This is a genomic window from Arthrobacter sp. sptzw32 (assembly GCF_059089735.1).
This window is the reverse complement of record NZ_JBNHEZ010000003.1, coordinates 172,526-194,315: the sequence shown is the minus strand read 5'-3', so window position 1 is coordinate 194,315 and position 21,790 is coordinate 172,526. Positions and strand designations below refer to the sequence as shown.

19 protein-coding genes are annotated in these 21,790 nt (G+C 65.7%); 10 read left to right on the top strand and 9 right to left on the bottom strand.

Annotated elements, in window-relative coordinates:
• Positions 1-53: 53 nt before the first annotated feature.
• From AC5RVN_RS07455 to AC5RVN_RS07440, 4 genes are all read right to left on the bottom strand, one after another.
• On the bottom strand, positions 54-2,576 hold the full coding sequence (locus AC5RVN_RS07455) for an MMPL family transporter (RefSeq protein WP_494137511.1): 2,523 nt from the start codon (positions 2,574-2,576) through the stop codon (positions 54-56).
• Positions 2,577-2,594: 18 nt separating this feature from the next.
• Entirely contained in the window at positions 2,595-3,305 is a 711-nt protein-coding gene (locus AC5RVN_RS07450) for a TetR/AcrR family transcriptional regulator (protein WP_494137510.1), read from the bottom strand.
• A gap of 141 nt (positions 3,306-3,446) precedes the next feature.
• A complete protein-coding gene (locus AC5RVN_RS07445; protein WP_494137509.1) occupies positions 3,447-4,886 on the bottom strand; it encodes a dicarboxylate/amino acid:cation symporter in 1,440 nt (479 codons plus the stop codon).
• A 165-nt stretch (positions 4,887-5,051) separates the two neighbouring features.
• The gene (locus AC5RVN_RS07440) at positions 5,052-5,642 is read right to left on the bottom strand and encodes a helix-turn-helix domain-containing protein (RefSeq protein ID WP_494104659.1); all 591 of its coding nucleotides are present in this window, start codon (positions 5,640-5,642) and stop codon (positions 5,052-5,054) included.
• 122 nt (positions 5,643-5,764) lie between these two features.
• Here AC5RVN_RS07440 and AC5RVN_RS07435 point away from each other — a divergent pair, with 122 nt between their 5' ends.
• A complete protein-coding gene (locus tag AC5RVN_RS07435; RefSeq protein ID WP_494137508.1) occupies positions 5,765-6,739 on the top strand; it encodes an NAD(P)/FAD-dependent oxidoreductase in 975 nt (324 codons plus the stop codon).
• Positions 6,740-6,773: 34 nt separating this feature from the next.
• Here the strand turns inward: AC5RVN_RS07435 and AC5RVN_RS07430 are convergent, their stop codons facing one another.
• From AC5RVN_RS07430 to AC5RVN_RS07420, 3 genes are all read right to left on the bottom strand, one after another.
• The gene (locus AC5RVN_RS07430) at positions 6,774-8,459 is read right to left on the bottom strand and encodes a DUF885 domain-containing protein (RefSeq protein WP_494137507.1); all 1,686 of its coding nucleotides are present in this window, start codon (positions 8,457-8,459) and stop codon (positions 6,774-6,776) included.
• Positions 8,460-8,554: 95 nt separating this feature from the next.
• Entirely contained in the window at positions 8,555-8,830 is a 276-nt protein-coding gene (locus AC5RVN_RS07425) for an acyl-CoA carboxylase subunit epsilon (protein ID WP_494137506.1), read from the bottom strand.
• Positions 8,827-10,410, bottom strand: a complete 1,584-nt coding sequence (locus AC5RVN_RS07420) for an acyl-CoA carboxylase subunit beta (RefSeq protein ID WP_494040969.1) — start codon at positions 10,408-10,410, stop codon at positions 8,827-8,829. Before AC5RVN_RS07420 ends, AC5RVN_RS07425 begins: the two co-directional genes overlap by 4 nt.
• 222 nt (positions 10,411-10,632) lie before the next feature.
• Between AC5RVN_RS07420 and AC5RVN_RS07415 the strand changes: the two genes are divergently transcribed.
• The 9 genes from AC5RVN_RS07415 (at position 10,633) to AC5RVN_RS07375 (ending at position 19,247) form a co-directional block, all read left to right on the top strand.
• Complete coding sequence (locus AC5RVN_RS07415) at positions 10,633-11,520, top strand: SDR family oxidoreductase (RefSeq protein ID WP_494137505.1); 888 nt, start codon at positions 10,633-10,635, stop codon at positions 11,518-11,520.
• Between the two features lie 35 nt (positions 11,521-11,555).
• Positions 11,556-12,464: a biotin--[acetyl-CoA-carboxylase] ligase gene (locus AC5RVN_RS07410; protein WP_494137504.1), complete on the top strand. Its 909-nt coding sequence runs from the start codon at positions 11,556-11,558 to the stop codon at positions 12,462-12,464.
• Positions 12,457-13,056: a PH domain-containing protein gene (locus tag AC5RVN_RS07405; RefSeq protein WP_494104665.1), complete on the top strand. Its 600-nt coding sequence runs from the start codon at positions 12,457-12,459 to the stop codon at positions 13,054-13,056. The genes AC5RVN_RS07410 and AC5RVN_RS07405 overlap by 8 nt, the downstream gene beginning before the upstream one ends.
• On the top strand, positions 13,046-14,173 hold the full coding sequence (locus AC5RVN_RS07400) for an adenylate/guanylate cyclase domain-containing protein (RefSeq protein ID WP_494040965.1): 1,128 nt from the start codon (positions 13,046-13,048) through the stop codon (positions 14,171-14,173). Before AC5RVN_RS07405 ends, AC5RVN_RS07400 begins: the two co-directional genes overlap by 11 nt.
• Positions 14,174-14,257: 84 nt before the next feature.
• Positions 14,258-15,034: a PP2C family protein-serine/threonine phosphatase gene (locus tag AC5RVN_RS07395; RefSeq protein ID WP_494137503.1), complete on the top strand. Its 777-nt coding sequence runs from the start codon at positions 14,258-14,260 to the stop codon at positions 15,032-15,034.
• Positions 15,035-15,135: 101 nt separating this feature from the next.
• Positions 15,136-17,373 carry an NAD-dependent DNA ligase LigA gene (gene ligA, locus AC5RVN_RS07390; protein ID WP_494137502.1) on the top strand — a complete coding sequence of 746 codons (2,238 nt, stop codon included), beginning with the start codon at positions 15,136-15,138 and terminating at the stop codon, positions 17,371-17,373.
• A complete protein-coding gene (locus tag AC5RVN_RS07385; RefSeq protein ID WP_494137501.1) occupies positions 17,370-18,203 on the top strand; it encodes an inositol monophosphatase family protein in 834 nt (277 codons plus the stop codon). The genes ligA and AC5RVN_RS07385 overlap by 4 nt, the downstream gene beginning before the upstream one ends.
• 110 nt (positions 18,204-18,313) lie before the next feature.
• Positions 18,314-18,817: a GNAT family N-acetyltransferase gene (locus tag AC5RVN_RS07380; RefSeq protein ID WP_494137500.1), complete on the top strand. Its 504-nt coding sequence runs from the start codon at positions 18,314-18,316 to the stop codon at positions 18,815-18,817.
• Between the two features lie 46 nt (positions 18,818-18,863).
• Positions 18,864-19,247: a RidA family protein gene (locus AC5RVN_RS07375; RefSeq protein ID WP_494137499.1), complete on the top strand. Its 384-nt coding sequence runs from the start codon at positions 18,864-18,866 to the stop codon at positions 19,245-19,247.
• Between the two features lie 13 nt (positions 19,248-19,260).
• Here the strand turns inward: AC5RVN_RS07375 and AC5RVN_RS07370 are convergent, their stop codons facing one another.
• Both AC5RVN_RS07370 and AC5RVN_RS07365 read right to left on the bottom strand, forming a co-directional pair.
• Positions 19,261-19,926 carry a response regulator gene (locus tag AC5RVN_RS07370; protein WP_494137498.1) on the bottom strand — a complete coding sequence of 222 codons (666 nt, stop codon included), beginning with the start codon at positions 19,924-19,926 and terminating at the stop codon, positions 19,261-19,263.
• Positions 19,919-21,679, bottom strand: coding sequence for a sensor histidine kinase (locus tag AC5RVN_RS07365; protein WP_494137497.1), 1,761 nt, complete (start codon positions 21,677-21,679; stop codon positions 19,919-19,921). Before AC5RVN_RS07365 ends, AC5RVN_RS07370 begins: the two co-directional genes overlap by 8 nt.
• Between the last annotated feature and the right edge of the window lie 111 nt (positions 21,680-21,790).

Genomic DNA, 21,790 nt, shown 5'->3' with positions numbered 1-21,790 from the left:
CTCCAGCCTAGCCGGTCCTGCCTAAGGGCAGGACCGGCCGCGGTACACCTGTGTCAGTGCACCAGCGCCCCTGGTGCGGGTGCCGCCTCAGGGCTGCTGAGCTTGGCGCCCTCCACGTCGACGTCCGGCAGGATCCGGTCCAGCCAGCGGGGGAGCCACCATGATTTTTCGCCCAGCAGGTACATCACGGCAGGCACGATGGTCATCCGGACCACGAAGGCATCAAGCAGCACACCGAAGGCCATCGCGAATCCGAGCGGCCGCACCATGGTGAGGTGGCTGAAGATGAAGCCGGCAAAGACGCTGACCATGATGATCGCCGCGGCGGTCACCACTGCGGCGGAGTGCCGGAAGCCCACCCGGACCGCCTGCTTTGCCGGGGAACCGTGCATGTACGCCTCGCGCATCCCGGAGGCGATGAACACCTGGTAGTCCATGGCCAGACCGAACAGCACACCGATCAGGATGATGGGCAGGAAGCTCAGGACGGCGCCCGGGTTGGCGACGTCGAACACGCCGCCCAGCCAGCCCCACTGGTACACGGCCACCACGGCCCCGAACGCGGCGGCGAGCGAGAGCAGGAACCCGCCGGTTGCGAGCAGCGGCACCACGATGGAGCGGAACACCAGCAGCAGCAGGATGAGGGAGAGGCCGACGACGATCGCCAGGTAGGGCGGCAGGGCGTCGCCGAGCTTCGTGGAGACATCAATGTTGCCGGCGGTCTGGCCGGTCAGGCCCATGGCGACGTCGTATTCGGCCTGGATGTCGTCGTTGAGGCCGCGGAGTTCGGAAACCACCTGCACGGTGCTGGCGCTGGCCGGGCCTTCCCGGGGGATGACCTGGAAGACAGCGGTGCGCCGGTCCTCGCTGAGGGCAACAGGCACGGCGGCCACCACGTTGTCGACATCGCGGAGCTTGTCCGCGATGTCGTACTGCAGGGTCTGCGCCTGGGCCTCATCGAGGTTTACGGGGAATTCGCCCACGGCCACGATGGGGCCGGTGACCCCTTCGCCGAAGCTTTGGGCGGTCAGATCGTAGGCCTGGTAGGCCTCGGAGTCAACTGGTTCGGAGCCGCCGTCGGGCAGTGCAAGCTGCAGCTGTGTGGCGGGCAGCGCGAGGGTGCCCAGGAGGAGCACGCCGGCCAGGAGCGCCAGTACGGGGTGCCGGGTGACCAGACCGCCCCAGCCATGGGTGCTGCGCTCGCGGTCCTGCGCTTCGTCAGCCGCTTCATGGCCGGGTTCAGCGTTGTGGGTCTCCGCCTTTTTCCAGGCACGCCGCGAGATGATCCGACGTCCAATCAGGGACAGCATGGCCGGTGTGAGGGTGATGGCCACCAGCACCGCCACTGCCACGGTTCCTGCAGCGGCCAGGCCCATCACGGCGAGGAAGGGCAGACCCGGCACCACGAGTGCGGCGAGGGCGATGATCACGGTCAGGCCGGCGAAAACCACTGCGTTGCCGGAGGTGCCGGTGGCACGGGCAACCGATTCCTCGTGGTCCATGCCGGCAAGGAGCTGTGTCCGGTGCCGGTTGACGATGAACAGCGAGTAGTCGATTCCCACGGCCAGGCCCAGCATCAGGGCGAGCATGGGGGAGATGGAGCTCATGTCGAAGAGGCCGGAGAGGGCGAAGGTGATGCCAACGCCTACACCTACGCCGATCACTGCCATCAGCAGGGGCAGCCCGGCGGCGATGAGTGTGCCCAGCATGATGATCAGGACCAGGGCGGCCACTGCGATGCCGATGACCTCGGCGGCGCCGAAGAGTTCGGAGATGTCCTCGGTGATTTCCTTGCTTGCGTAGGCGGTGACGCCGGCAGCGGAGGTTTCGTGGGCGATGTCCTGGACTTGCTGGCGGACCTCGGGGCTCAGGCCGTTGATGGAGGTACTGAACTGTACCTGTGCGACGGCGGCGCGGCCGTCTTCGGAGACGAAGCGGATGGCTGAGGATGCCTCTGCCTGCCGCTTGCCCAGTTCCAGCTTGGCTTTGCTGGCTTCAAGTTCCCGGGCGCCGGCGTCGAGCTGCGCCTGGCCCTCCGCGAGGGCGGCTTTTTGCTGGCCGAGCTGGGCCTCGATAAGCGCCGCCGGCGCGCCGGCTGCGGCGAGTTGCTGTTCGGCCGCCGCGAGCCGTGCCTTGCCGGCCTCCAGCTCGGCGCGGGATCCTTCAAGTTGTGCCTGGCCGGCGGCAAGCTGCTGCTCGCCATCAGTGATGGCCTGTCCGGCCTGGTCCACCTGCGCCTGCGTGGCGAACGGATCTATGGTGCCCCGGACATCGGACACGGATTCCAGCTTTTTGAGGGCATCGGTGACGGCGGTGCGGCTCTCGGGCGTGAAGCCGCCGTCGGGCGCTTCGAACACGATGGTGGCGGTACCGCCGGAAGCTGACGGAAGCTCTTCCCTCAGCTTGTCCGCGATCCGCTGTGTTTCAGTGCCCGGGATCTGAAAGTTGTTGGACAGGGTGCCGTGGAACGCGGCGGCAGAGCCGCCCACGGCCACCAGGGCAGCCAGCCACAGCGAAATCACCAGCCAGCGCCGGCGGTAGGAAAACTTGCCCAGGCGGTAAAGGAGCAGTGCCATGAAGGGTAACCGATCTGATCAGGAGGAACGAGAGTCTGAAGAAGAGGTGGTGGTGTGCCGGGCAGCAGCGGAGCGGCCGGCGCCGTTGAAACCGGCACCCAGCAGCGCCATCGAGTCGATGAGCAGCTGACGCAGCTCCGCGAGGGAATCCGGTGAGAGATCGGGGCCGCGGCGGCTGAACCAGACTTCCATGGCAGCCTTGCCGCAGGACATCACTGAGCCGGCCAAGGCGTGGACGTACAGTTCGTCCTGCCCGCCGGCGGTTCCCGCCATGCGTTCGCGTGCCACGGCGAAGACCTGGGCCCTGCAGTGATCCCAGGCCTCAAGTTCGGTGTGCGACATCAGCGGACTCTGGCGGGTCAGGGTAAAAAGTTCTGCCAGCGGAGCTACGGCTTTCGGGTCGGCGAGGGCAACCAGGGCGGCCTGGGCCGACTCCAGCATCGGTTCGTCAGCGGGCCGCAGCCGAAGCTGCTGAATGGCGTTGTCCAGGAAGTTGTGGACGATGGATGCCAGGGCCGCATCAGTGCTGCTGAAGTAGTTGAAGAAGGTCCGGCGGGAGATCCCTGCCGCCTCTGCGATGTCCTCGGCGGTGAAGTTTCCCGGACCCTTGGTGCGCAGGAGTGCTAAAGCGGCATCAGTGATGGCCAGGCGGGTAGCGGCCTTATTCAGCTCACGCCGCGACGGGACGGCTGAAACGGGCGCGGGGGCTTGGCCGGCGGAAATTGTCACGCTCTTACACTATGTGCAACTTTGCACTGTGGGCAAGTTTTCGGGCTTCTCCCGCTGCTGAGGGTCACCCGCGAGCAAAAAAAGAAGTCCCCGGGAATCTTCCCGGGGACTTCTTTCTACAGCAGGGGTGAGCAGGGATCCTTAGGCCTTCACGTCCGCCAGTTGGCGCGTTGTGGTGTCTGTGGAGGTTCCATCGGACGGGGCCTCAGCGGCGTCCACAGTGTCCTCAACAAACGGTGTGCCGTTGCGGGGTGCGTTGTACAAGGCCTCGTCGAGGATGCCCTGGCGCTTGGCCACGATGGTGGGGACGAGCGCCTGGCCGGCAACATTCACCGCGGTGCGTCCCATGTCCAGGATGGGATCGATGGCCAGGAGCAGGCCGACACCGGCAAGCGGCAAACCCAGCGTGGACAGCGTCAGCGTGAGCATCACCACGGCGCCGGTGGTGCCGGCGGTTGCCGCGGAGCCCAGCACCGAAACCAGTGCGATCAGCAGGTACTGGCTGAAGTCGAGCTGGATGCCGAAGAACTGTGCCACGAATATAGCCGAGATGGCCGGGTAGATGGCAGCGCAGCCGTCCATCTTGGTGGTGGCGCCCAGCGGTACGGCGAAGGAGGCGTAGCCGCGGGGTACGCCGAGGCTGCGTTCGGTAACCCGCTGGGTCAGGGGCAGGGTGCCCACCGAGGAGCGGGAAACGAAGGCCAGCTGGACGGCGGGCCATACACCGGAGAAGTACTGCTTAACCGACAGTCCGTGGGTACGGACCAGGACGGGGTAGACGGCGAAGAGCACAAGTGCCAGGCCGACGTAGATGGCGAAGGTGAACTTGCCCAGCGAACCGATGGTGTCCCAGCCGTAGACGGCGACGGCGTTGCCGATGAGGCCCACGGTACCCAGCGGGGCGATGCGGATGATCCACCACAGAACCTTTTGGATGACGGCCAGCGCGGAGGCGTTCAAGGTAAGGAACGGCTCGGCAGCTTTGCCCACCTTGAGAGCGGCAACACCGACGGCAATGGCGATCACCAGGATCTGGAGCACGTTGAAGCTGACGGAGGTGGTGACGGCGCCGGATTCGGCAACGGTGGAGCTGGCGCCCAGGCCCAGGAAGTTCTTGGGGAAGAGGCCGATGAGGAAGGACCACCAGTCACCGGACTTGCCGGAGTACTTTGCCTCTTCGGTGATGCCCGTGTTGGCGCCGGGCTGCAGGAGCACGCCGAGGCCGATGCCGATCAGCACCGAGATCAGGGAGGTGATGGCGAACCACAGGAGGGTGTTCCACGCCAGTTTGGCGGCGTTGGACACTTGGCGCAGGTTGGAGATGGAGCTGACGACGGCCGTGAAGATCAGCGGTACGACGGCGGTCTGCAGCAGCGATACATAGCTGGAGCCGATGGTCTGGAGTGTGGCGCCGAGACCGTTGGGGCTGGCTTTGGTGCTGCCGGTGTACTTGGCCAGGAGGCCGAGGCCAAGCCCGACGATGAGGGCGGCGATAATCTGGAAGCCGAACGAGCCAGCCCATTTGGGCAGCTGGAGGCCGGACTTTCCTGCGGATTCTGAGGGGCGGGTTGATGTGCTCACCCGATTACGTTAGGGCGCGCTTCCATATCACGACGAACGGATGTTGAGAAATGTTACGGCGTCCCGCGAAGTACCAGACATAGAAAAAGCCCATAAATCAGCGGTTTTCCGCGCTTTTATGAAGTTATTCCCTTCGCCGTAGTGCTTAAGGTCTCGCTCTTTGGGTCATCGTTGGCCGGCCTTAGGCCGCGCCCGGACGTGCATCCGCTCCCCCTGCTGCCCGAACAGGCTAATGAACTCGACGGGCTTGCCGTCGGCACTTGCAAACCAGTGCGGGGTGCGGGTGTCGAATTCCGCGGCCTCGCCAGGCCGGAGTTCAAAGTCCTTGTTGCCCAGCACCAGGCGCAGCCGCCCGTTGAGGATGTAGAGCCATTCATAACCTTCATGCACCCGCGGGTCAGGCTCCGCTCCGCGGGCCTCGCCGGCCAGCACCATCTTGAAGGCCTGCAGCCCGCCCGGACGGCGGGTGAGCGGGACAGCCGTCATCCCTGCGTGGGTGATGGGGCGCAGGTGGATCCGCGGATCTCCGGTGGGCGGGGCACCCACGAGGTCATCCAGGGGAACGCCATACAACTGCGCGAGGGGCAGCAGGATGTCGAGGTTGGGCCTGCGCTGGCCGGACTCCAGGCGGGAAAGGGTGCTCACCGATATGCCCGAGGCCGTGGAAACTTCCCCCAAGGTGAAGTTCCGCTCGGCACGGATTGCGCGAAGCCGGGGGCCAACCGCCCCGAGAACGTCGTCCAAGTCGCTGTCCATACTGCCACTTTGCCAGATCAGCAACGATACTTGCCACTGCCTCCAGATGCGGGGAAGGCTGTTATCACCGCCCGGGGACATTGGCGGCGGATCTGAAAAACGCAGGGAAGGACGAATGCGGCATGGACACCACACGGTATGACGTTGTAATTATTGGCGGCGGGGCCGCCGGGCTCAGCGCGGCGACAACATTGGCCCGCGCGCTGCGCACGGTGCTGGTCATCGATTCCGGAATGCCGCGGAACGCGCCTGCGGCCGGAATTCACGGCTATCTTTCCAGGGACGGAATGAAACCCTCGGACCTGCTGGCCACGGGACGCACCGAAGTGCTCTCCTACGGCGGCACCGTCATTGACGCGGAAGCTGTTTCGGCACGGAGAACAGCCGACGGCTTCGAGGTGGTCACCGAAGATGCCCGCCGGTTCACCGGCAGGCGCCTCCTCGTGACCACCGGCTTGACGGACGAACTGCCTCCGATCCAGGGGCTGCGGGAGCAATGGGGAAAGGGCGTTGTGCACTGCCCCTACTGCCACGGTTGGGAAATCCGCGGGCAGCGCATTGGGGTGCTGGGCACTGGCCCGCTGTCCGTCCATCAGGCACTGCTGTTCCGGCAGTGGTCCAGTGATGTCACCCTGTTCCTGAATGACGCGGTGGAGCCAACTGACGCGGAACGGGTCAAGCTCGCTGCCCGGTCCGTCACCGTGGTTCCCGGGCCCGTGGCTTCCGTTGACGCTGCGGATGGTGTCCTCAAAGGAGTCACGCTACGGGAAGGTACCTCGTTCCAGGTAGCAGCACTGGCTGTCGGCACACGGATGGAGGCCAGGTCCACCTTTCTGGAATCGCTGGGGCTGGCCACCCAGGTGCACCCGTCAGGCGCGGGCCGTTTCATCGGGACCGATCCCATGGGTGCTACAGGCGTCCCGGGCGTATACGCAGCGGGCAACGTCTCCAACCTGATGGCTCAGGTAATCACCGCAGCTGCCGAGGGTGTCATGGCTGGGGCGGGGATCAACGCGGACCTCATTGAAGAGGAAACCCGGTGGGCTGTTGAGGGCAGCGTCAGACCCGTTCCAACGGCTGTGGCAGTCGAAGGATGAGCGGAACGGGTCTGACCACAACCTGCCATCTCCATCACCGGAGCAGCGCGCGCCGGAGTGTGTCGAGTCCGACGGAGCCGATGTTCAGGGCGCGGGTGTGGAACTCCTTCAGGTCGAAGCCGGGCCGTGCCTGGAGTTCGGCCCGGATCTGTTCCCAGAGCCGCTGGCCGACTTTGTAGGACGGTGCCTGTCCCGGCCAGCCGAGGTAGCGGGTGAACTCGAAGCTGAGCTGTCCCTCACTGATGGGCAGGTTCTGCTTCAGAAACCCGTACCCCTTGTCCGGGGTCCAGGTGCCGGAGCCCCAGCGTTCGGGAACCTCGAGTTCGAGGTGGACGCCGATGTCGAACACCACGCGGGCGGCCCGCATCCGCTGCATGTCCAGCATGCCCATGTAGTCGCCCGGATCCTTGAGGTAGCCCAGTTCCTGCATCAGTTTCTCGGCATAAAGGGCCCACCCTTCGCCGTGGCCGGAGGTCCAGCACACGTTACGGCGCCACTTGTTCAGCAGTTCCCGGCGGTAGGTGGCAGTGGCCACCTGGAGGTGGTGTCCCGGAACTCCTTCGTGGAAGACCGCGGTGGTTTCAGCCCAGGTGGTGAACGTGTCCTCGCCGGCCGGGACGGACCACCACATGCGGCCGGGACGGCTGAAGTCATCGGACGGGCCGGTGTAGTAGATGCCGCCCTCGTCAGTGGGAGCGATGAGGCACTCAAGTTTCCTCATGACCTCCGGGATCTCAAAGTGGACGTCGGCAAGTTCGGCAACGGCTTTGTCCGAAAGCTCCTGCATCCACTCCCGCAGCGCCTCTTTGCCTTTTAGCTGGCGCGCGGGATCGCTGTTCAGGATGTCCTTGGCTTCTTCGATGGTGGCACCGGCCTTGATGGTGTCCGCCACCTTTTCCTGCTGGGCGATCAGCCGGTCGAGTTCCTCCACGCCCCAGGCATAAGTCTCTTCCAGGTCCACGGTGGCGCCGAGGAAGGAACGGGAGGCGAGTGCATAGCGGGCCCGGCCCACCGCGTCCTTTTCCGGCGCGGCCGGCAGCAGCTCCGTCCGAAGGAATGCTGCCAGCCCTGCATAAGCCCTGCGCGCGGCGGCGGCGCCGGCGTCGAGCTCTTCCTGCACCGCGGCCGACAGGGGCCCGGCGGCGGTGGCGGCTCCTGCCGCAAGCTTCGCGAAGAACCCGTCCTCTGCGGCGTACTTCGTGGTTTGCTCAACGACGATGTTCACCTGCCGGGCAGCAGCAACCCGGCCGGCGTCACGGGCCAGCCGCAGGGATCCGATGTAGCCGCCGATGGCCGCCGGAACGTTCAGGGCCCGGCCGGCGATGTGCTGCCAGTCCTGCTCTGTCTCCGTGGGCATGAGGTCGAAAATGGAGCGGATGTCCTGGGCAGGGGAGGCGATATTGTTCAGGTCCGCATAATCCCAGCCGGACGCGTGGATCAGCAACTGCAGGCCAAGCCGCTCCTGCATGGCGTCGAGTGTGACGGCGTCGACCTCGTCCTCAGGTTCGAGCCCTTCAAGGTCCGTGAGGGCCTTCCGGGCCTCCTCCGCGAACTCAGCGATGCCGGCGGGGGAGAAGTCCTGGTATTCGGTCTCGTGTCCGGGAACGCCAAGGGTGGTGGCGAAGGACGGATTGAGCCTGATGAGCGTATCCGTGTAGGTGTCCGCGACGGCGTCGATGCGGGTTTTCGGGCGGGCGGCAGGAGCAGTATCTGTAGTCACCCTCCGAGACTAACCGCACGGCTGCCGGAATAGGGGCCCATTCCGGCGAGGGGCCCAAGTCGAGCGCAGCGAGGCTTGGGAGCCGGTGGGGAGGATTAACCCCGGCTGCGTTTCCACGCCCCCGGCCCGGGCGCGGGCGCCAGGCGCAGCTGCTGCCGCCGAACCCAGTGACGCACCGGGGGCTTGTCCGTAAGTGCCGGTTCTGCGCCTCCCAGGGAGAGTACGACGGCGGTCAGCGCAGCCAGTTCCTCAGCCGTCGGCTGGCCTTTGACAACAGTGAACAGCGGGGCACCGTCTGCGGGCGCCGCGCCAGGATCAACCGCCGGCTCTTCGGGCTGGGCTTGCGGCGTGACGGGCTGGGCGGGGTTCACAGCGGGATGTTCCCATGCTTCTTGGTGGGAAGGCTGGCCCGCTTGTCGCGCAGCGCCCGCAGGCCCTTGATGATCTGGGTCCTGGTTTCGCACGGCGCGATCACGGCGTCAACGTAACCCAGTTCGGCTGCCTGGTAGGGGTTCAGCAGCTCTTCCTCGTACTGACGGATGACTTCAGCCCGGCGCGCCTCGACGTCTCCACCTGCCTCGGCCACCGCTGCGAGGTCCCGGCGGTACAGGATGTTGACGGCGCCCTGTGCCCCCATCACACCGATCTGCGCCGTGGGCCAGGCAAGGTTCAGGTCGGCACCGAGCTTCTTGGAACCCATCACGATGTACGCGCCGCCGTAGGCCTTGCGGGTGATCACGGTGAGTTTGGGAACGGTGGCTTCCGCGTAGGCATAGAGGAGTTTTGCGCCGCGGCGGATGATGCCCTGGAACTCCTGGTCCTTGCCCGGCAGGAAGCCCGGAACGTCCACCAGGGTGATGATGGGGATGTTGAACGCGTCGCAGTGGCGGACAAAGCGCGCTGCCTTTTCGGAGGCGGCAATGTCCAGTGTGCCGGCGAACTGGAGTGGCTGGTTGGCCACGATGCCCACCGTGTGGCCCTCCACCCGGCCATAGCCGATCATTACGTTGGGGGCGTACAGGGCCTGCATTTCGAGGAAGTGGCCGTCGTCCACAATCTGCTCCACAACGCTGCGCATGTCGTAGGGCTGGTTGGCCGAGTCCGGGATCAGCGTGTCCAGGGCGAGGTCGTCGTCGTCGACCTCCGGCTCCTGCTGGTGCTCCAGCACCGGAGCTTCCGAGAGGTTGTTCGAGGGCAGGAAGTCCAGCAGTTCGCGGACAAACTCGATGGCGTCGGCTTCATCGGAAGCCAAATACGTGGACGTTCCGGTGGTGGCGTTGTGCTGGCGGGCACCACCCAGGGTTTCCATGTCCACGTCCTCGCCGGTGACGGTCTTGATGACGTCCGGGCCGGTGATGAACATGTGTGAGGTCTTGTCCACCATCACCACGTAATCGGTGAGCGCGGGGGAGTAGGCGGCGCCGCCGGCGGAAGGACCCATGATCAGGGAGATCTGCGGCACCACCCCTGAGGCGTGGACGTTGTTGCGGAAGATATCGGCGAACATGGCCAGCGATGCCACACCCTCCTGGATGCGGGCCCCGCCGCCATCGAGGATGCCGACGACGGGACAGCCGTTGCGCAACGCGAATTCCTGCACCTTGACAATTTTTTCGCCGTTGACCTGGCTCAGGGAGCCGCCGTACACGGAAAAGTCCTGGCTGTAAACGGCTACGGGGCGCCCGTCCACGGTGCCGTAGCCGGAAACCAGGCCGTCGCCCAGCGGCTTCTTTTTCTCCATGCCGAACGCGGTGGAGCGGTGGACGGCCAGGGCGTCGAATTCCACGAACGAGTCTTCGTCCAGCAGGAGGGCGATACGCTCACGGGCAGTGTTCTTGCCGCGCGCGTGCTGCTTCTCGATCGCTTCGGGGCCGGAGGGCTGTTCGGCACGGGCCTGGCGGTCGCGGAAATCGGCGATCTTTCCCGCTGTCGTTGTCAGATCGTGGCTCATCAAATATCTCCGGCTCTGTAGCAAATTGGTCCTGTGGCGCTGTCCTAGGCGGCAGGTCTCCCGCGGGAGTTAAGTAGCATCCACACAAAGAACCAGCCCTGCTGGCTAGTCTAATGACGCTTCTGGCGCCCACCGCTGTAGGGAACCTACAATTTTCTGCCGTGCCACAACCAGAGACCAGATGTTACTCGTCAGTAACATAATGGGGTTACAGTGATTTTTATGACTTTGAGCAACGATGCTTCGGGCTCCTTCGCCAGCCCGTACCGGCCTGCTGGCTCCCTTCGCGGCCGCACTGTCCTCATGTCCGGCGGAAGCCGCGGGATCGGGCTGGCAATAGCCGTCCGGGCCGCCGAGGACGGTGCGAACGTGGTGCTGATGGCCAAGACCGGGGAGCCGCATCCGAAACTGGAAGGCACGGTGTACACCGCCGCCGAACAGCTGGAGGCGGCCGGCGGCCAGGCACTTCCGCTGGTCGGCGATGTCCGCAGCGACGAGGACGTGCAGCGGGCAGTCTCGGCGGCGGTGCAGCGCTTCGGAGGCATCGACGTCGTCATCAACAACGCCTCCGCCATCGACCTGTCAGGCACGGACGCCGTCGACATGAAAAAGTACGACCTGATGCAGGACATCAATGTCCGCGGAACCTTCCTGCTGTCCAAGCTGGCGCTGCCGGCGCTGCGCGCCTCCGCCGGCGGGCACATCCTCACCCTTTCACCACCGCTGAACCTCGATCCGTACTGGGCCGGCAAGCATTTGGCCTACACCATGGCCAAGTACGGAATGAGCCTGACAACCCTGGGGCTCGCGGAGGAACTGAAAGCGGACGGAATCAGCGTCAATTCGCTGTGGCCCTGCACCCTGATCGACACCGCAGCCATCCGGAACATGCCCCACGGCGAGCAAATGGTGCAGGCAGCGCGCGGCCCCCGGATCATGGCCGATGCGGCGCATGCCATCCTCACCGGAGCCAACCGTCGTGCCGGGGGTACGTCCAGCGGCAACTTCCATACGGATGAGGAAGTCCTCACCGCAGCCGGGGTGGCCGACTTTCGTCCGTACAGCCTCGGGGCACCGGAGGACCGGCTGGTTCCGGACATCTTCCTGTAGGCGGGACCTCCTGCCCGGGTCGGTAGGATTTAGTTATGGATGACGCACATACCCCCGGTACGCCCTTGAACCGGGGGGACCTGGCGGACTCGAACTTTCTGTCCGCCGCCGGCATCCCGCGGCTGGAAGTGGTGGACTCCACCGGATCCACCAATGCCGACCTCCTTCGGTCCGTCACGGTGGACCCACGTGCCTGGCCCGATCTGTCCGTGCTCACTGCCGAGTACCAGACAGCCGCGCGCGGGCGGCTGGACCGGCACTGGGAAGCTCCGCCGCTGAGTTCGATCTCGGTCTCGGTGGTCCTGCGTCCGGCCAACGCTGAAGGCCGCCCGCTGCCCACGCAAAGCTATTCCTGGTTGTCCCTGATTGCCGCGCTTGCCCTGAGGGAATCCCTGCTCGAAACCGCAGGAATACCGGCCGAGCTGAAATGGCCCAACGACGTCCTGGTGCGTGGAAAGAAAATTGCGGGCATCCTGGCCCAGCTGGGCCCCATGGCGGACGGCTCCGTGCCGCCTGTCATTGTGGGAACCGGCCTGAACGTTACCCTTGGGGCCGCGGAGCTGCCTGTCCCCACTGCCACCTCGGTGGTGCTCGAGGACGCCAGGACGGCGGACCGTACCCTGCTCCTGAAGAGCTATCTTTTGAAGTTTTCCGTGCTGTACCGCAGCTTCTGCAATGCCGACGGCGACCCGGCGGCAGGCATGGCGGGCGGGGCGTCGCTGCACAAGCGGGTTGAGGCGGTCATGGTCACCCTGGGCAAGCAGGTGCGGGCACAGCTTCCGGGGGACCACGAGATCATCGGCCACGCGTCCCGCCTTGATGACTACGGGTCGTTGCTGGTGGTGGACCGCGACTCCCGGGAGCACGTGGTTACCGCCGGAGACGTGGTGCACCTGCGTCCGTGGACCGCTCCGGATGCCGCCGGCCAAGGCGGTTATGCGTAAGAGCCTTGTTCCGGGGGAGCAGGTGATTGTCACCACCCGTCCGCAGCCGAGGAAGCTTGCCGGTGCGATGGTTGCCTTCATTTTTGCCCCGGCCGTTGCTGCCTATTGCTCCGCCTGGATAATCCGCGGAGAAGCGGGGCGGGCTGTGCCGGCTCTCTCCGGCCGCTGGACTCCCTGGCTCGTGACCGGGTGTGTCCTCGCAGCTGCGTCGGTGTGGCTGGGTTACTGCCTGCCCCGGCTGCTGCGTTGGCACGGTACCCGCTATACGCTGACCAGCCGGAGGCTGGTGGCCAGGTCCGGAAGATGGCGGCGGCAGGACCAGCAGGTCAACCTCGCTTCCATCCGTAACCTGACTGTCCATGAGTCGGTCCTGCAACGTCTCTTCCGCTCCGGGAATATATCCTTGGAAACCGGATATGAGGGAGTGGTCACGTTCCCCGACGTGCCCGAAGTCGCCACGTTCCGGGACTTCATCCTCGACGCCATCGGGGACCTGCCCGACGGGTACGATGCCCAGCCGGACCGAACAGCGGACTACCCCGCCGGGGCTTTGCCGTGGGAAATGAGAGAAGGTGGACCAAATGAACGATGAGCACCAGCAGGAAAGTATCGAGTCCACCGTGCCGCCCGCTCCGGCCGCCGACGCCCATCCCGCCACCGGCACCATGTCCGCCGAGAGGCTGGCAATGAAGGCCCTGGAGTCCCGGCTGTTGGGTGGGGAACGCAAGCTCCGCCGTCGTGAAGTGGCCGCCGGCGCAGGCCTCTCCCTGCTCTCCGCGCGCAAACTTTGGCGTGCCCTCGGGTTCCCGAACTTTGGTGACGAGGACGTGGCCTTCACCGAGCGCGACCAGGCAGCCCTCTCCACCGTGGTGGACCTTGTGAGGTCCGGAAAGCTGACGGAGGAAGCCGCCATCTCCGTCACCCGCTCCATCGGCCAGATGACGGACCGCATGGTGGTCTGGCAGATCGAAGCCCTCGTGGAGGACATGGTCCACGAACAGGGCGTCACCGATGCCGTTGCCCGCAAACGCCTGGTGAACGAACTTCCCGCACTTGTGGATGCGCTGGAGGAAGTACTGGTCTACTCCTGGCGCCGCCAGCTCAATGCAGGTGTCCAGCGGCTCGCGGTCCGTGCCGAAGCAGGACTGCAGGCCAGTGAAGAAGGCAGGGAAGGCGACGAGGACGACGCCCCGCTGCCCCTGGCGCGCGCCGTCGGCTTCGCCGACCTTGTCTCCTACACCAGCCTGTCCAGGCGGATGAACGAAAAAACGCTGGCGCGGCTGGTCCAGCGGTTCGAAAACAAGTGCGCCGAAATCATCTCCGTTGGCGGCGGCCGCCTGGTCAAAACCGTGGGGGACGAAGTGCTTTACATCGCGGAAACCCCCGCGGCCGGTGCGGAAATCTCCCTGGCGCTGGCCCAGGCCTTCACCGAAGACGAGATCCTGCCTGAAGCGAGGGTGGCGATGGTCTGGGGCAGGATCCTGTCCCGGCTCGGTGATATCTACGGTCCCACCGTGAACCTCGCGGCCCGGCTGACCACCCTGGCCGACCCGGGAACCGTGCTGATTGACTCCATGACGGCATCTGCGCTGGAGCACGATGAACGGTTCGTGATGCTGCCCCAGCCTCCGGAGAACGTGCGCGGCTTTGGCGAAATCCGGCCGGTGCGCCTGACCCGGGGGCTCGGCAAGGGGCTTGTCCTGGACTAGCATCTTTACCGTTGGTGTGGGGGCAGGGGATTGCTGCCCGGAATTCATGGTTCCCGTCATCCGAGCCACTAATTTTAGGAGAGCATGAAACAGCAGCCCGCAAGCGTTCCCTCCAGCGTCGCACCGAGGCCAAAGCTTGGCCTTGTCGTGGGCTGCGGGACAGACCGGGGACTCCACAGGGAGCTGAACGAGGATTCCTACATCGCGGCCGATCCGGTTTTCGCTGTGGCTGACGGTATGGGTGGGCATGAGGCCGGCGAGGTTGCCAGCGGCATGTGCGTCCGTGCCCTTGCCGCGATACCCCAGCTTGCAACGGGTGAACGCAGCGTGACAGCTGCGATCCTCCAGCAGTATTTAGTCCAGGCCGACTACTCCATCCGTGAGGCCACCGGTGCACGTGCCGGTACCACGCTGGCGGGGGCGGTTGTCGTCGAGCACCTGGGCATGCCGTACTGGCTGGTGGTGAACATCGGGGATTCCCGCACCTACCGCCTCAGCCAGGAAAAGTTCGAACAGATCAGCGTGGACCACTCTGAGGTCCAGGAGCTTGTGGACGCCGGAGAAATCACGCCTGGGCAGGCAAGGATCCATCCGCGGCGGCACGTGGTCACACGCGCCCTTGGAACCGGCGACGAAACCGAAGCGGATTACTGGTTGCTGCAGGTTAGGGATGGCGACCGCATTTTGGTCTGTTCCGATGGGCTTACCGGGGAGCTCACCGACGAAGACATCTACCAGATCGTCAGCAAGGTGCAGCATCCCCAGCGGGCAGCGGATGAGCTGATCAAGGCCGCGCTGCGCAGCGGTGGACGGGACAACATCACGGTCATCGTTGTGGACGCCGTGGAAAGCAAACAATGACGGCGCCATAGGCTGCTCCCGGGGCTGGTCGTTGACGCAGTCCCTGCCCCGGGCCGCACATATGCCAGCGCCCGGCTCCAGCGGTAAGGCAAGATAGGTCTGTGAGCACAGGACCAGGCCCCGCAGAACAGACCGCCACCCGGACCACCGCACCCGCCGAGCCGGAAACCACCCCTTCCGACCCGGTCCGCGAGGAATACGAAAACCTTGTTGACCTGGTCCGGAAGTACAGGTTTGCGTACTACCAGGAAGACACACCCCTGGTCTCTGACGCGGAATTCGACGAACTCTTCCGGCGGCTGGAGGAGATCGAGGCGCTCCATCCGGAGCTTGTGTCCAACGATTCGCCAACCCAGGAAGTCGGCGGCGAAGTTTCGGCCGCGTTCGCCGCCGTGGAGCACCTGCAGCGGATGTACAGCCTCGAGGATGTCTTCTCCCTTGAGGAACTCGAGGCCTGGCTGACAAAAGCATCAGCGGGCATTGCAAAGCTCGGCGACGGAACTCAGCTGCCTGCGTGGCTGACCGAACTCAAAATCGACGGTTTGGCGGTCAACCTGCTGTACCGCGACGGGAAACTCGTGCGCGCAGCCACCCGCGGCGACGGCACCACCGGTGAGGACATCACCCACAATGTCCTCACCATCAAGGAGATCCCGCAGGAGCTCAGCGGCGAAGGGTTTCCGGAAGAAGTGGAAATCCGCGGGGAAGTGTTCATCCCTTCCAAGGCTTTCGCCGAATTCAACGAAGCACTCATCGAAGCCGGAAAGGCGCCTCTGGCCAACCCCCGCAACGCTGCTGCCGGTTCCCTGCGGCAGAAGGACCCGGCGGAAACAGCCAAACGCCCCCTCAAGATGTTCGTCCACGGCATCGGCGCCCGCGAAGGGCTCCAGGCGCGCAGCCAGTCCGAAACCTACGGCCTGCTGAAGGACTGGGGATTGCCCGTCAGCCCCTACTCCGAGGTGCTGGGGAGCCTGGATGAGGTCCTGGACTTCATCAAGCGGTACGGGGACCAGCGGCACAAGCTGCTCCATGAGATTGACGGCATTGTGGTCAAGGTCGATGACTTCGCCACCCAGCGGGCACTCGGCTACACCACCCGTGTACCGCGCTGGGCAGTGGCCTACAAGTATCCGCCCGAGGAAGTCCACACCAAGCTCCTGGACATCCAGGTCAATGTGGGCCGGACCGGACGGGTCACACCTTTCGGGATGATGGAGCCGGTGAAGGTGGCTGGGTCCACGGTGGAAATGGCCACCCTGCACAACCAGGAAGTCGTCAAGGCCAAGGGGGTGAAAATTGGCGACATTGTGGTGCTGCGCAAGGCCGGCGACGTCATCCCCGAAATCGTTGGCCCGGTCCTGGCGCTGCGGGACCAGCAGGATCCGCCGGTCCGGGACTTTGTGATGCCCGCCGAGTGCCCCTCCTGCGGCACGCCCCTTGCCCCGGCCAAGGAGGGCGATGTGGACATCCGCTGCCCCAACGCGAAATCCTGCCCGTCCCAGCTGCGCGAACGGGTGTTCCACCTGGCAGGCCGCGGCGCGTTCGACATCGAAGCGCTCGGGTGGGAAGCAGCCATTGCCCTCACCCAGCCAGCGGAACCCGACGTGCCGCCGCTCACCACCGAGGCTGCCCTGTTCGATCTCACGCCGGAACTGCTGTCAGAGGTCAAAATCCGTCGTGAAAAACGCACGAAGGGTGTGGCTACCGGGGAATTCGAACTGGTGCCGTACTTCTACAGCAAGGGCACCGCGAAGTCGCCCTCGAAACCCACCGCCACCACTGAGAAACTGTTCCGCGAACTGGAGAAGGCCAAAACCCAGCCGCTGTGGCGGGTGCTGGTGGCACTGTCCATCCGGCACGTCGGACCACGGGCTTCCCGCGCCCTGGCCACGGCCTTCGGCACCATGGATGCCATCCGGAAGGCCTCGGAGGATGAACTGGCCCACGTGGACGGGGTGGGACCCACCATCGCCGCTGCACTGAAGGAATGGTTCGCCGAAGACTGGCACGTGGAGATCGTGGACAGGTGGGCTGCTGCGGGAGTCAGGATGGAGGACGAGCGGGACGAGTCCATGCCGCGGACCCTTGAGGGGCTCACCGTGGTGGTCACGGGTTCGCTGCCGAACTTCAGCCGCGACGAGGCCAAGGAGGCCATCCTCCTGCGGGGCGGCAAGGCTTCCGGCTCAGTCTCGAAAAACACCAGCTTCGTGGTGGCAGGCGAGAACGCCGGAACCAAGCTGGACAAGGCCGAGCAGCTGGGAATTCCCGTGCTGGATGAGGACGGCTTCCGCAGGCTTCTGGCCGAGGGCCCGCCGGCACCGGCGGAGGTATCGGCGTGAGCAGCGACGACAGGACCAGCGAGGTTTCTGTAGAGGAATTGCTGGAGGTGGCCAGGGAAGCAGCTGCGGCCGGGGCGAAGGTGCTCTCCGGCCGGAGTGCCGAGGGACTTCAGGCCAGCAACAAGGGCGACGCCGGCGATTGGGTCACGGCGTTCGACGTCGCCGCGGAGCACGCGGTCCGCGACGTCATCGCAGCAGCGCGGCCCGGTGACACCATCACCGGGGAGGAACACGGAACCACCAGGCCGGAACAGCCTACCGGCTACCGGTGGTCCATCGACCCGCTGGACGGCACCACCAACTTCATCCGCAACATCGTCTACTACGGCACCTCCGTGGCAGTAGCCGATGCCGGCGGCGCGTGGCTGGCCGGCGTCGTCAACGCCCCTGCACTGGGCCGCGTCTACTACGCCGCTCGAGGCCAGGGCGCGTGGCTGGAGGAGAACGGAATGCTGACCCGGCTTGAAGGGCCAGTGCCGGGACGCAAGGGGCAGATCCTTGCCACGGGATTCAACTACGATCCCCGGATCCGCTCGGAGCAGGCCGCCCAGTTCGCCGAACTGCTTAAGGACTTCGCGGATGTCCGCCGGCTCGGCTCCGCTGCGCTGGACCTGTGCCTGGTGGCGGACGGCACCCATGACGCCTTCGGCGAGCGCGGGCTGAACGAGCACGACTTCTCGGCCGGGGCTTTGATTGCGGAGGAAGCCGGCTGCTGGGTCCGCCGGCCCCGGCTCTCCAGCCCGCTCGACGGCGGCCCGACCGACCGGGAACGGCTGGATGCCTGGACCTGCGCAGCGTCCCTGGAACTGTCCGGCAAATTCCCGCTCTAATCCGGGCTCCTGGCCTCGTGCCGGCCAACTGCCCAAGGAGGACTGATAGTTCAGTCACGGAAACCCCGGTTTTGCGCGCTGCTACCGGCTGGTAGCACTACCATTGACGGGTGCATTCCCAGATAACAGTCCGTCCAGTCGTCGAATCCGATTTCGACGACGTTGCCCGCATCACCAGGGACTCCTACCTTGCTGCCGGGTACTTTGATGACGCCGATCATCCCTATATGCGCAAGATCCAGGAAGTGGCACTGCGGGCGGGTGAGGCCACCGTCTGGGTAGCCGAGCGGGCAGGACAGGTGATCGGGTCGGTGACGCTGGCCCGGGCAGGGGAGCCCTACGCAGACATCGCCCTCCCCGATGAGCTGGAGTTCCGCATGCTGGTGGTGGACCCGGCCGTGCAGCGCAGCGGCGCCGGGAAAGCGATGATGGCGGCCATCCTTCAGCACGCCAAGGCCCTGGACGGAGTCAGCGCAGTGTCGCTGACTACCGGCAGCACCTGGGAGAGCGCGCGCGGGCTGTACAACAAGACCGGCTTCGCCAGGGTTCCGGAGAGGGACTGGCTGGTGCCCGGAACGGACATAAAACTGCTGGTTTACCGGCTGGACCTGTAGCCGCCCTAAAGTGGTGCCGACCCAATCCAGCATTGAAAGGCCCACCATGCGCAAAACCTTCGGCACCGGCTCCGTCTGGGAAAAGACCCTCGGCTACTCCCGGGCCGTTCAGGTGGACAACACCCTCTACATTTCCGCCACCGCTGCGAGCGGCGAGGACGGCATGGTCGGTAACGACTTTTACACCCAGACACAGTTCATCCTTCAAAAGCTCGGCAAAGTCCTCGCGGACGCCGGCTTCAGCTTTGAGGACGTGGTCCAGTCCAAGCTGTACCTGACGGACATCAGCAGATGGGAAGAAGCCGGCCGCGCCCACGGCGAGGTGTTCGGCGAGATCCGGCCCACCCTGTCACTGGTACACGTCCTGCCCTTCCTGGATCCGGAGATGCTGGTCGAAATCGAGCTCGTGGCCCAGAAGAGCGCCAGCTAGCGGCCCGACCGGATTACCGGCCCGCCGGCAGGCCGTAGCGGTGCTCCGGCCTGCCGGTGGTTCCGTAGCGGAGCTGGATGTCCACGGCGCCGTCGTCTGCCAGCGAGGAAAGGTACCGCTGCGCGGTGGCGCGCGAAACACCCACCCGGCCCGCCACCTCGGCGGCGGAATACTGTTCGCCGGGAACCAGTGACTCCAGCACTGCTGCCTCCGTGGCCGAGCGGGGCTTCGACGACGGCGTGACATCGCCGGGGATCAGCGCCCGCTTGGCGCGCTCCACGCTGTCCTGGTCCAGCGCGCCAGGCTGGGACAACAGGCGCCGGTACCGGGCGTAGGACCGGAGCTGCTGCGAAAGCGACTCGGCGGTAAACGGCTTCAGCAGGTAGCCCAGGGCGCCGCGGCGGAAAGCAATCCGGATGGACGCGGCGTCGGAGGCGGCGCTGAGGATCACGGTGTCCACATCCAGTTGCTGCAGCAGGTCAAGCCCGGAGGCGTCCGGCAGGTAAACGTCCAGCAACAGCAGATCCGGCCGAAGGCTGTGGATGGCCTGCAGCGCGAGCGATGCCGACCCCACCGGCGCCAGAGCCAAAAAGCCCGCCACCGAATCCACATAGGCGGCGTGCAGCTTCGCTACGTGGAAGTCGTCGTCGACGATCAGCACCCGAAAGTCCTCAGGCATCCTTTTCCTCTCCACCTGTATCCCTTAACCCTGCGTCCGTCAACCCTGCGTCCTTCAGCTTTGCTCCTGTACCCCCGGAATTCCTGGTGCCCGCGGTGGTGCCGGGAAGCGTGGCCATAAAGACGGCACCCGGGCCGCCGCGTGTGCCGGGGTCCAGCAACGTCACGTCCCCACCGCGGCGCCGGGCCAGCTGGCGAGCAAGCGCAAGCCCAAAGCCCTGGCCGCCACCGGCGCGGACAGGACCGGACGCGGTGGTGAAACCTTCGGCGAAAACAGCCTCGGCGTCCGCCCCCTCGGCCAGCCCGTCACCTGAATCAGCCACCACCACATGGAGTGTGCCGCCGTCGTTGTCCGGCTCATCCATCACTTCCACTTCAACCCAGCGGTCCGGAGCCGAACCGGCCACCGCGGCGTTCACTGCATTGTCGATCAGGTTTCCCAGCACGGTGGTGACGTCCTGGGCATCGGTCACCTGCCCGCGGACCAGGGTCTCCGGCCCGATGCGGAGGGCGACGCCCCGCTCGTCGGCCTCCACGCCCTTGGCTCCCACAAACGCCTGGAGATAAGGGTCCTGAAGCAGCTCGGCCTGGTCCACGGGGAACTTCAGCGGTCCCGTCGCGGCCAGCCGGGCAAGGTACTCGCGGGCCTGGTGGTGCTGCCCGATACTCATGAAGCCGGCGATGGTGTGCAGCTGGTTGGCGAACTCATGCCGTTGTGCCCGCAGGGCGGTAGACATGGTTCCGACGGCGTCCAGCTGGCGGGTGAGCTGCTGCAGTTCCGTGCGGTCACGAAGCATTACCACCCAGCCCAGGTCCTCACGCCGGTGAAGTGCCTTGCGCGCATTGGCAACCAGGACCCGGCCCCCGGCCACCAGCTCAACGGCGGGAGCCGAGCCGGGGCGGGTCAGGGACTTCAGCTGATCCGGTACGGGTGCATCCTCCCAGCGGGTTCCGGCCAGGTCGGCCAACCCCAGCAGCCGCTGTGCTGCGGCGTTAAAGACAGTGATCCGTCCGTCGGCCGAAACGCCGACAACGCCGTCGTCCACGCCCTGCAGGACCGCCACCTGGTCGTGGACCAGGGTGCTGATCTCCTCCGGCTCCAGGCCCAGCGTGAGGCGCTGGAGGCGGCGGCGCAGCAGGAAGGACCCCAGGACGCCGGCGAGCAGTGCGCACGCGGCCGTCAGGGCAACGGGACCGGTGTCGCGTGCCACGCTCTGGCCTACGGTCTCCATGGAATAGCCCACGCTGACCTCGCCCACCACGGTGGTGCTGCCCGGGGCGTAGACGGGGACCTTTGCGCCGGCGGACGGGCCTAGTGTTCCGGTGTTCCGGGTGGTGACTTCCTGGCCGGACAAGGCCTCTGACGGATCAGTGCTCACCCTTTCCCCGAGACGCTGTGGATCGGGATGGGCCAGCCGAAGCCCTGTTTCGTCGGTGATGACCACAAACAGGGCGCCGGTCCGGGCCCGTACAGCCTCCGCGGATGCCATCAGCGGCCCGGCGGCGAGTTCGGCGGGCGGGGGAGTACCGGCCTGTTGGCTGATGGCCAGGACATCCGCCCGCACGGAGGGGTCGGAGGCTACGGTCCGGGCGAGGGTGAGCGCCTGGTTCTCCGCCTCGCGGCCCACCCTGTCGTACGTCAGCCAGGCGTGCACGGCGGCGCTGAGCAGAACCACCAGAAGTACCACTGCCAGTTGCAGCAGGAGCGTCTGGGTGGAGAACCGCAGCGGCGCACGGGAGCTGGAACGCGGCACGGTCCTCCTTGATCCGGATGGGCGGGCACTCATCGGGGCGATGAGCAGAATGAGCAAAATGCTCGCAACAAGCAGTATGCCAATCAATTGAACCAAAGGCACGGCCGTGAC

What these genes read in the sequence shown, in the direction of transcription:
- AC5RVN_RS07455 (WP_494137511.1), bottom strand. Translation starts at nt 2,576, where the DNA reads ATGGCACTGCTCCTTTACCGCCTGGGCAAGTTTTCCTACCGCCGGCGC.
- AC5RVN_RS07440 (WP_494104659.1), bottom strand. Translation starts at nt 5,642, where the DNA reads ATGGACAGCGACTTGGACGACGTTCTCGGGGCGGTTGGCCCCCGGCTT.
- AC5RVN_RS07435 (WP_494137508.1), top strand. Translation starts at nt 5,765, where the DNA reads ATGGACACCACACGGTATGACGTTGTAATTATTGGCGGCGGGGCCGCC.
- AC5RVN_RS07420 (WP_494040969.1), bottom strand. Translation starts at nt 10,410, where the DNA reads ATGAGCCACGATCTGACAACGACAGCGGGAAAGATCGCCGATTTCCGC.
- AC5RVN_RS07415 (WP_494137505.1), top strand. Translation starts at nt 10,633, where the DNA reads ATGACTTTGAGCAACGATGCTTCGGGCTCCTTCGCCAGCCCGTACCGG.
- AC5RVN_RS07410 (WP_494137504.1), top strand. Translation starts at nt 11,556, where the DNA reads ATGGATGACGCACATACCCCCGGTACGCCCTTGAACCGGGGGGACCTG.
- AC5RVN_RS07405 (WP_494104665.1), top strand. Translation starts at nt 12,457, where the DNA reads ATGCGTAAGAGCCTTGTTCCGGGGGAGCAGGTGATTGTCACCACCCGT.
- AC5RVN_RS07400 (WP_494040965.1), top strand. Translation starts at nt 13,046, where the DNA reads ATGAACGATGAGCACCAGCAGGAAAGTATCGAGTCCACCGTGCCGCCC.
- AC5RVN_RS07395 (WP_494137503.1), top strand. Translation starts at nt 14,258, where the DNA reads ATGAAACAGCAGCCCGCAAGCGTTCCCTCCAGCGTCGCACCGAGGCCA.
- AC5RVN_RS07375 (WP_494137499.1), top strand. Translation starts at nt 18,864, where the DNA reads ATGCGCAAAACCTTCGGCACCGGCTCCGTCTGGGAAAAGACCCTCGGC.
- AC5RVN_RS07370 (WP_494137498.1), bottom strand. Translation starts at nt 19,926, where the DNA reads ATGCCTGAGGACTTTCGGGTGCTGATCGTCGACGACGACTTCCACGTA.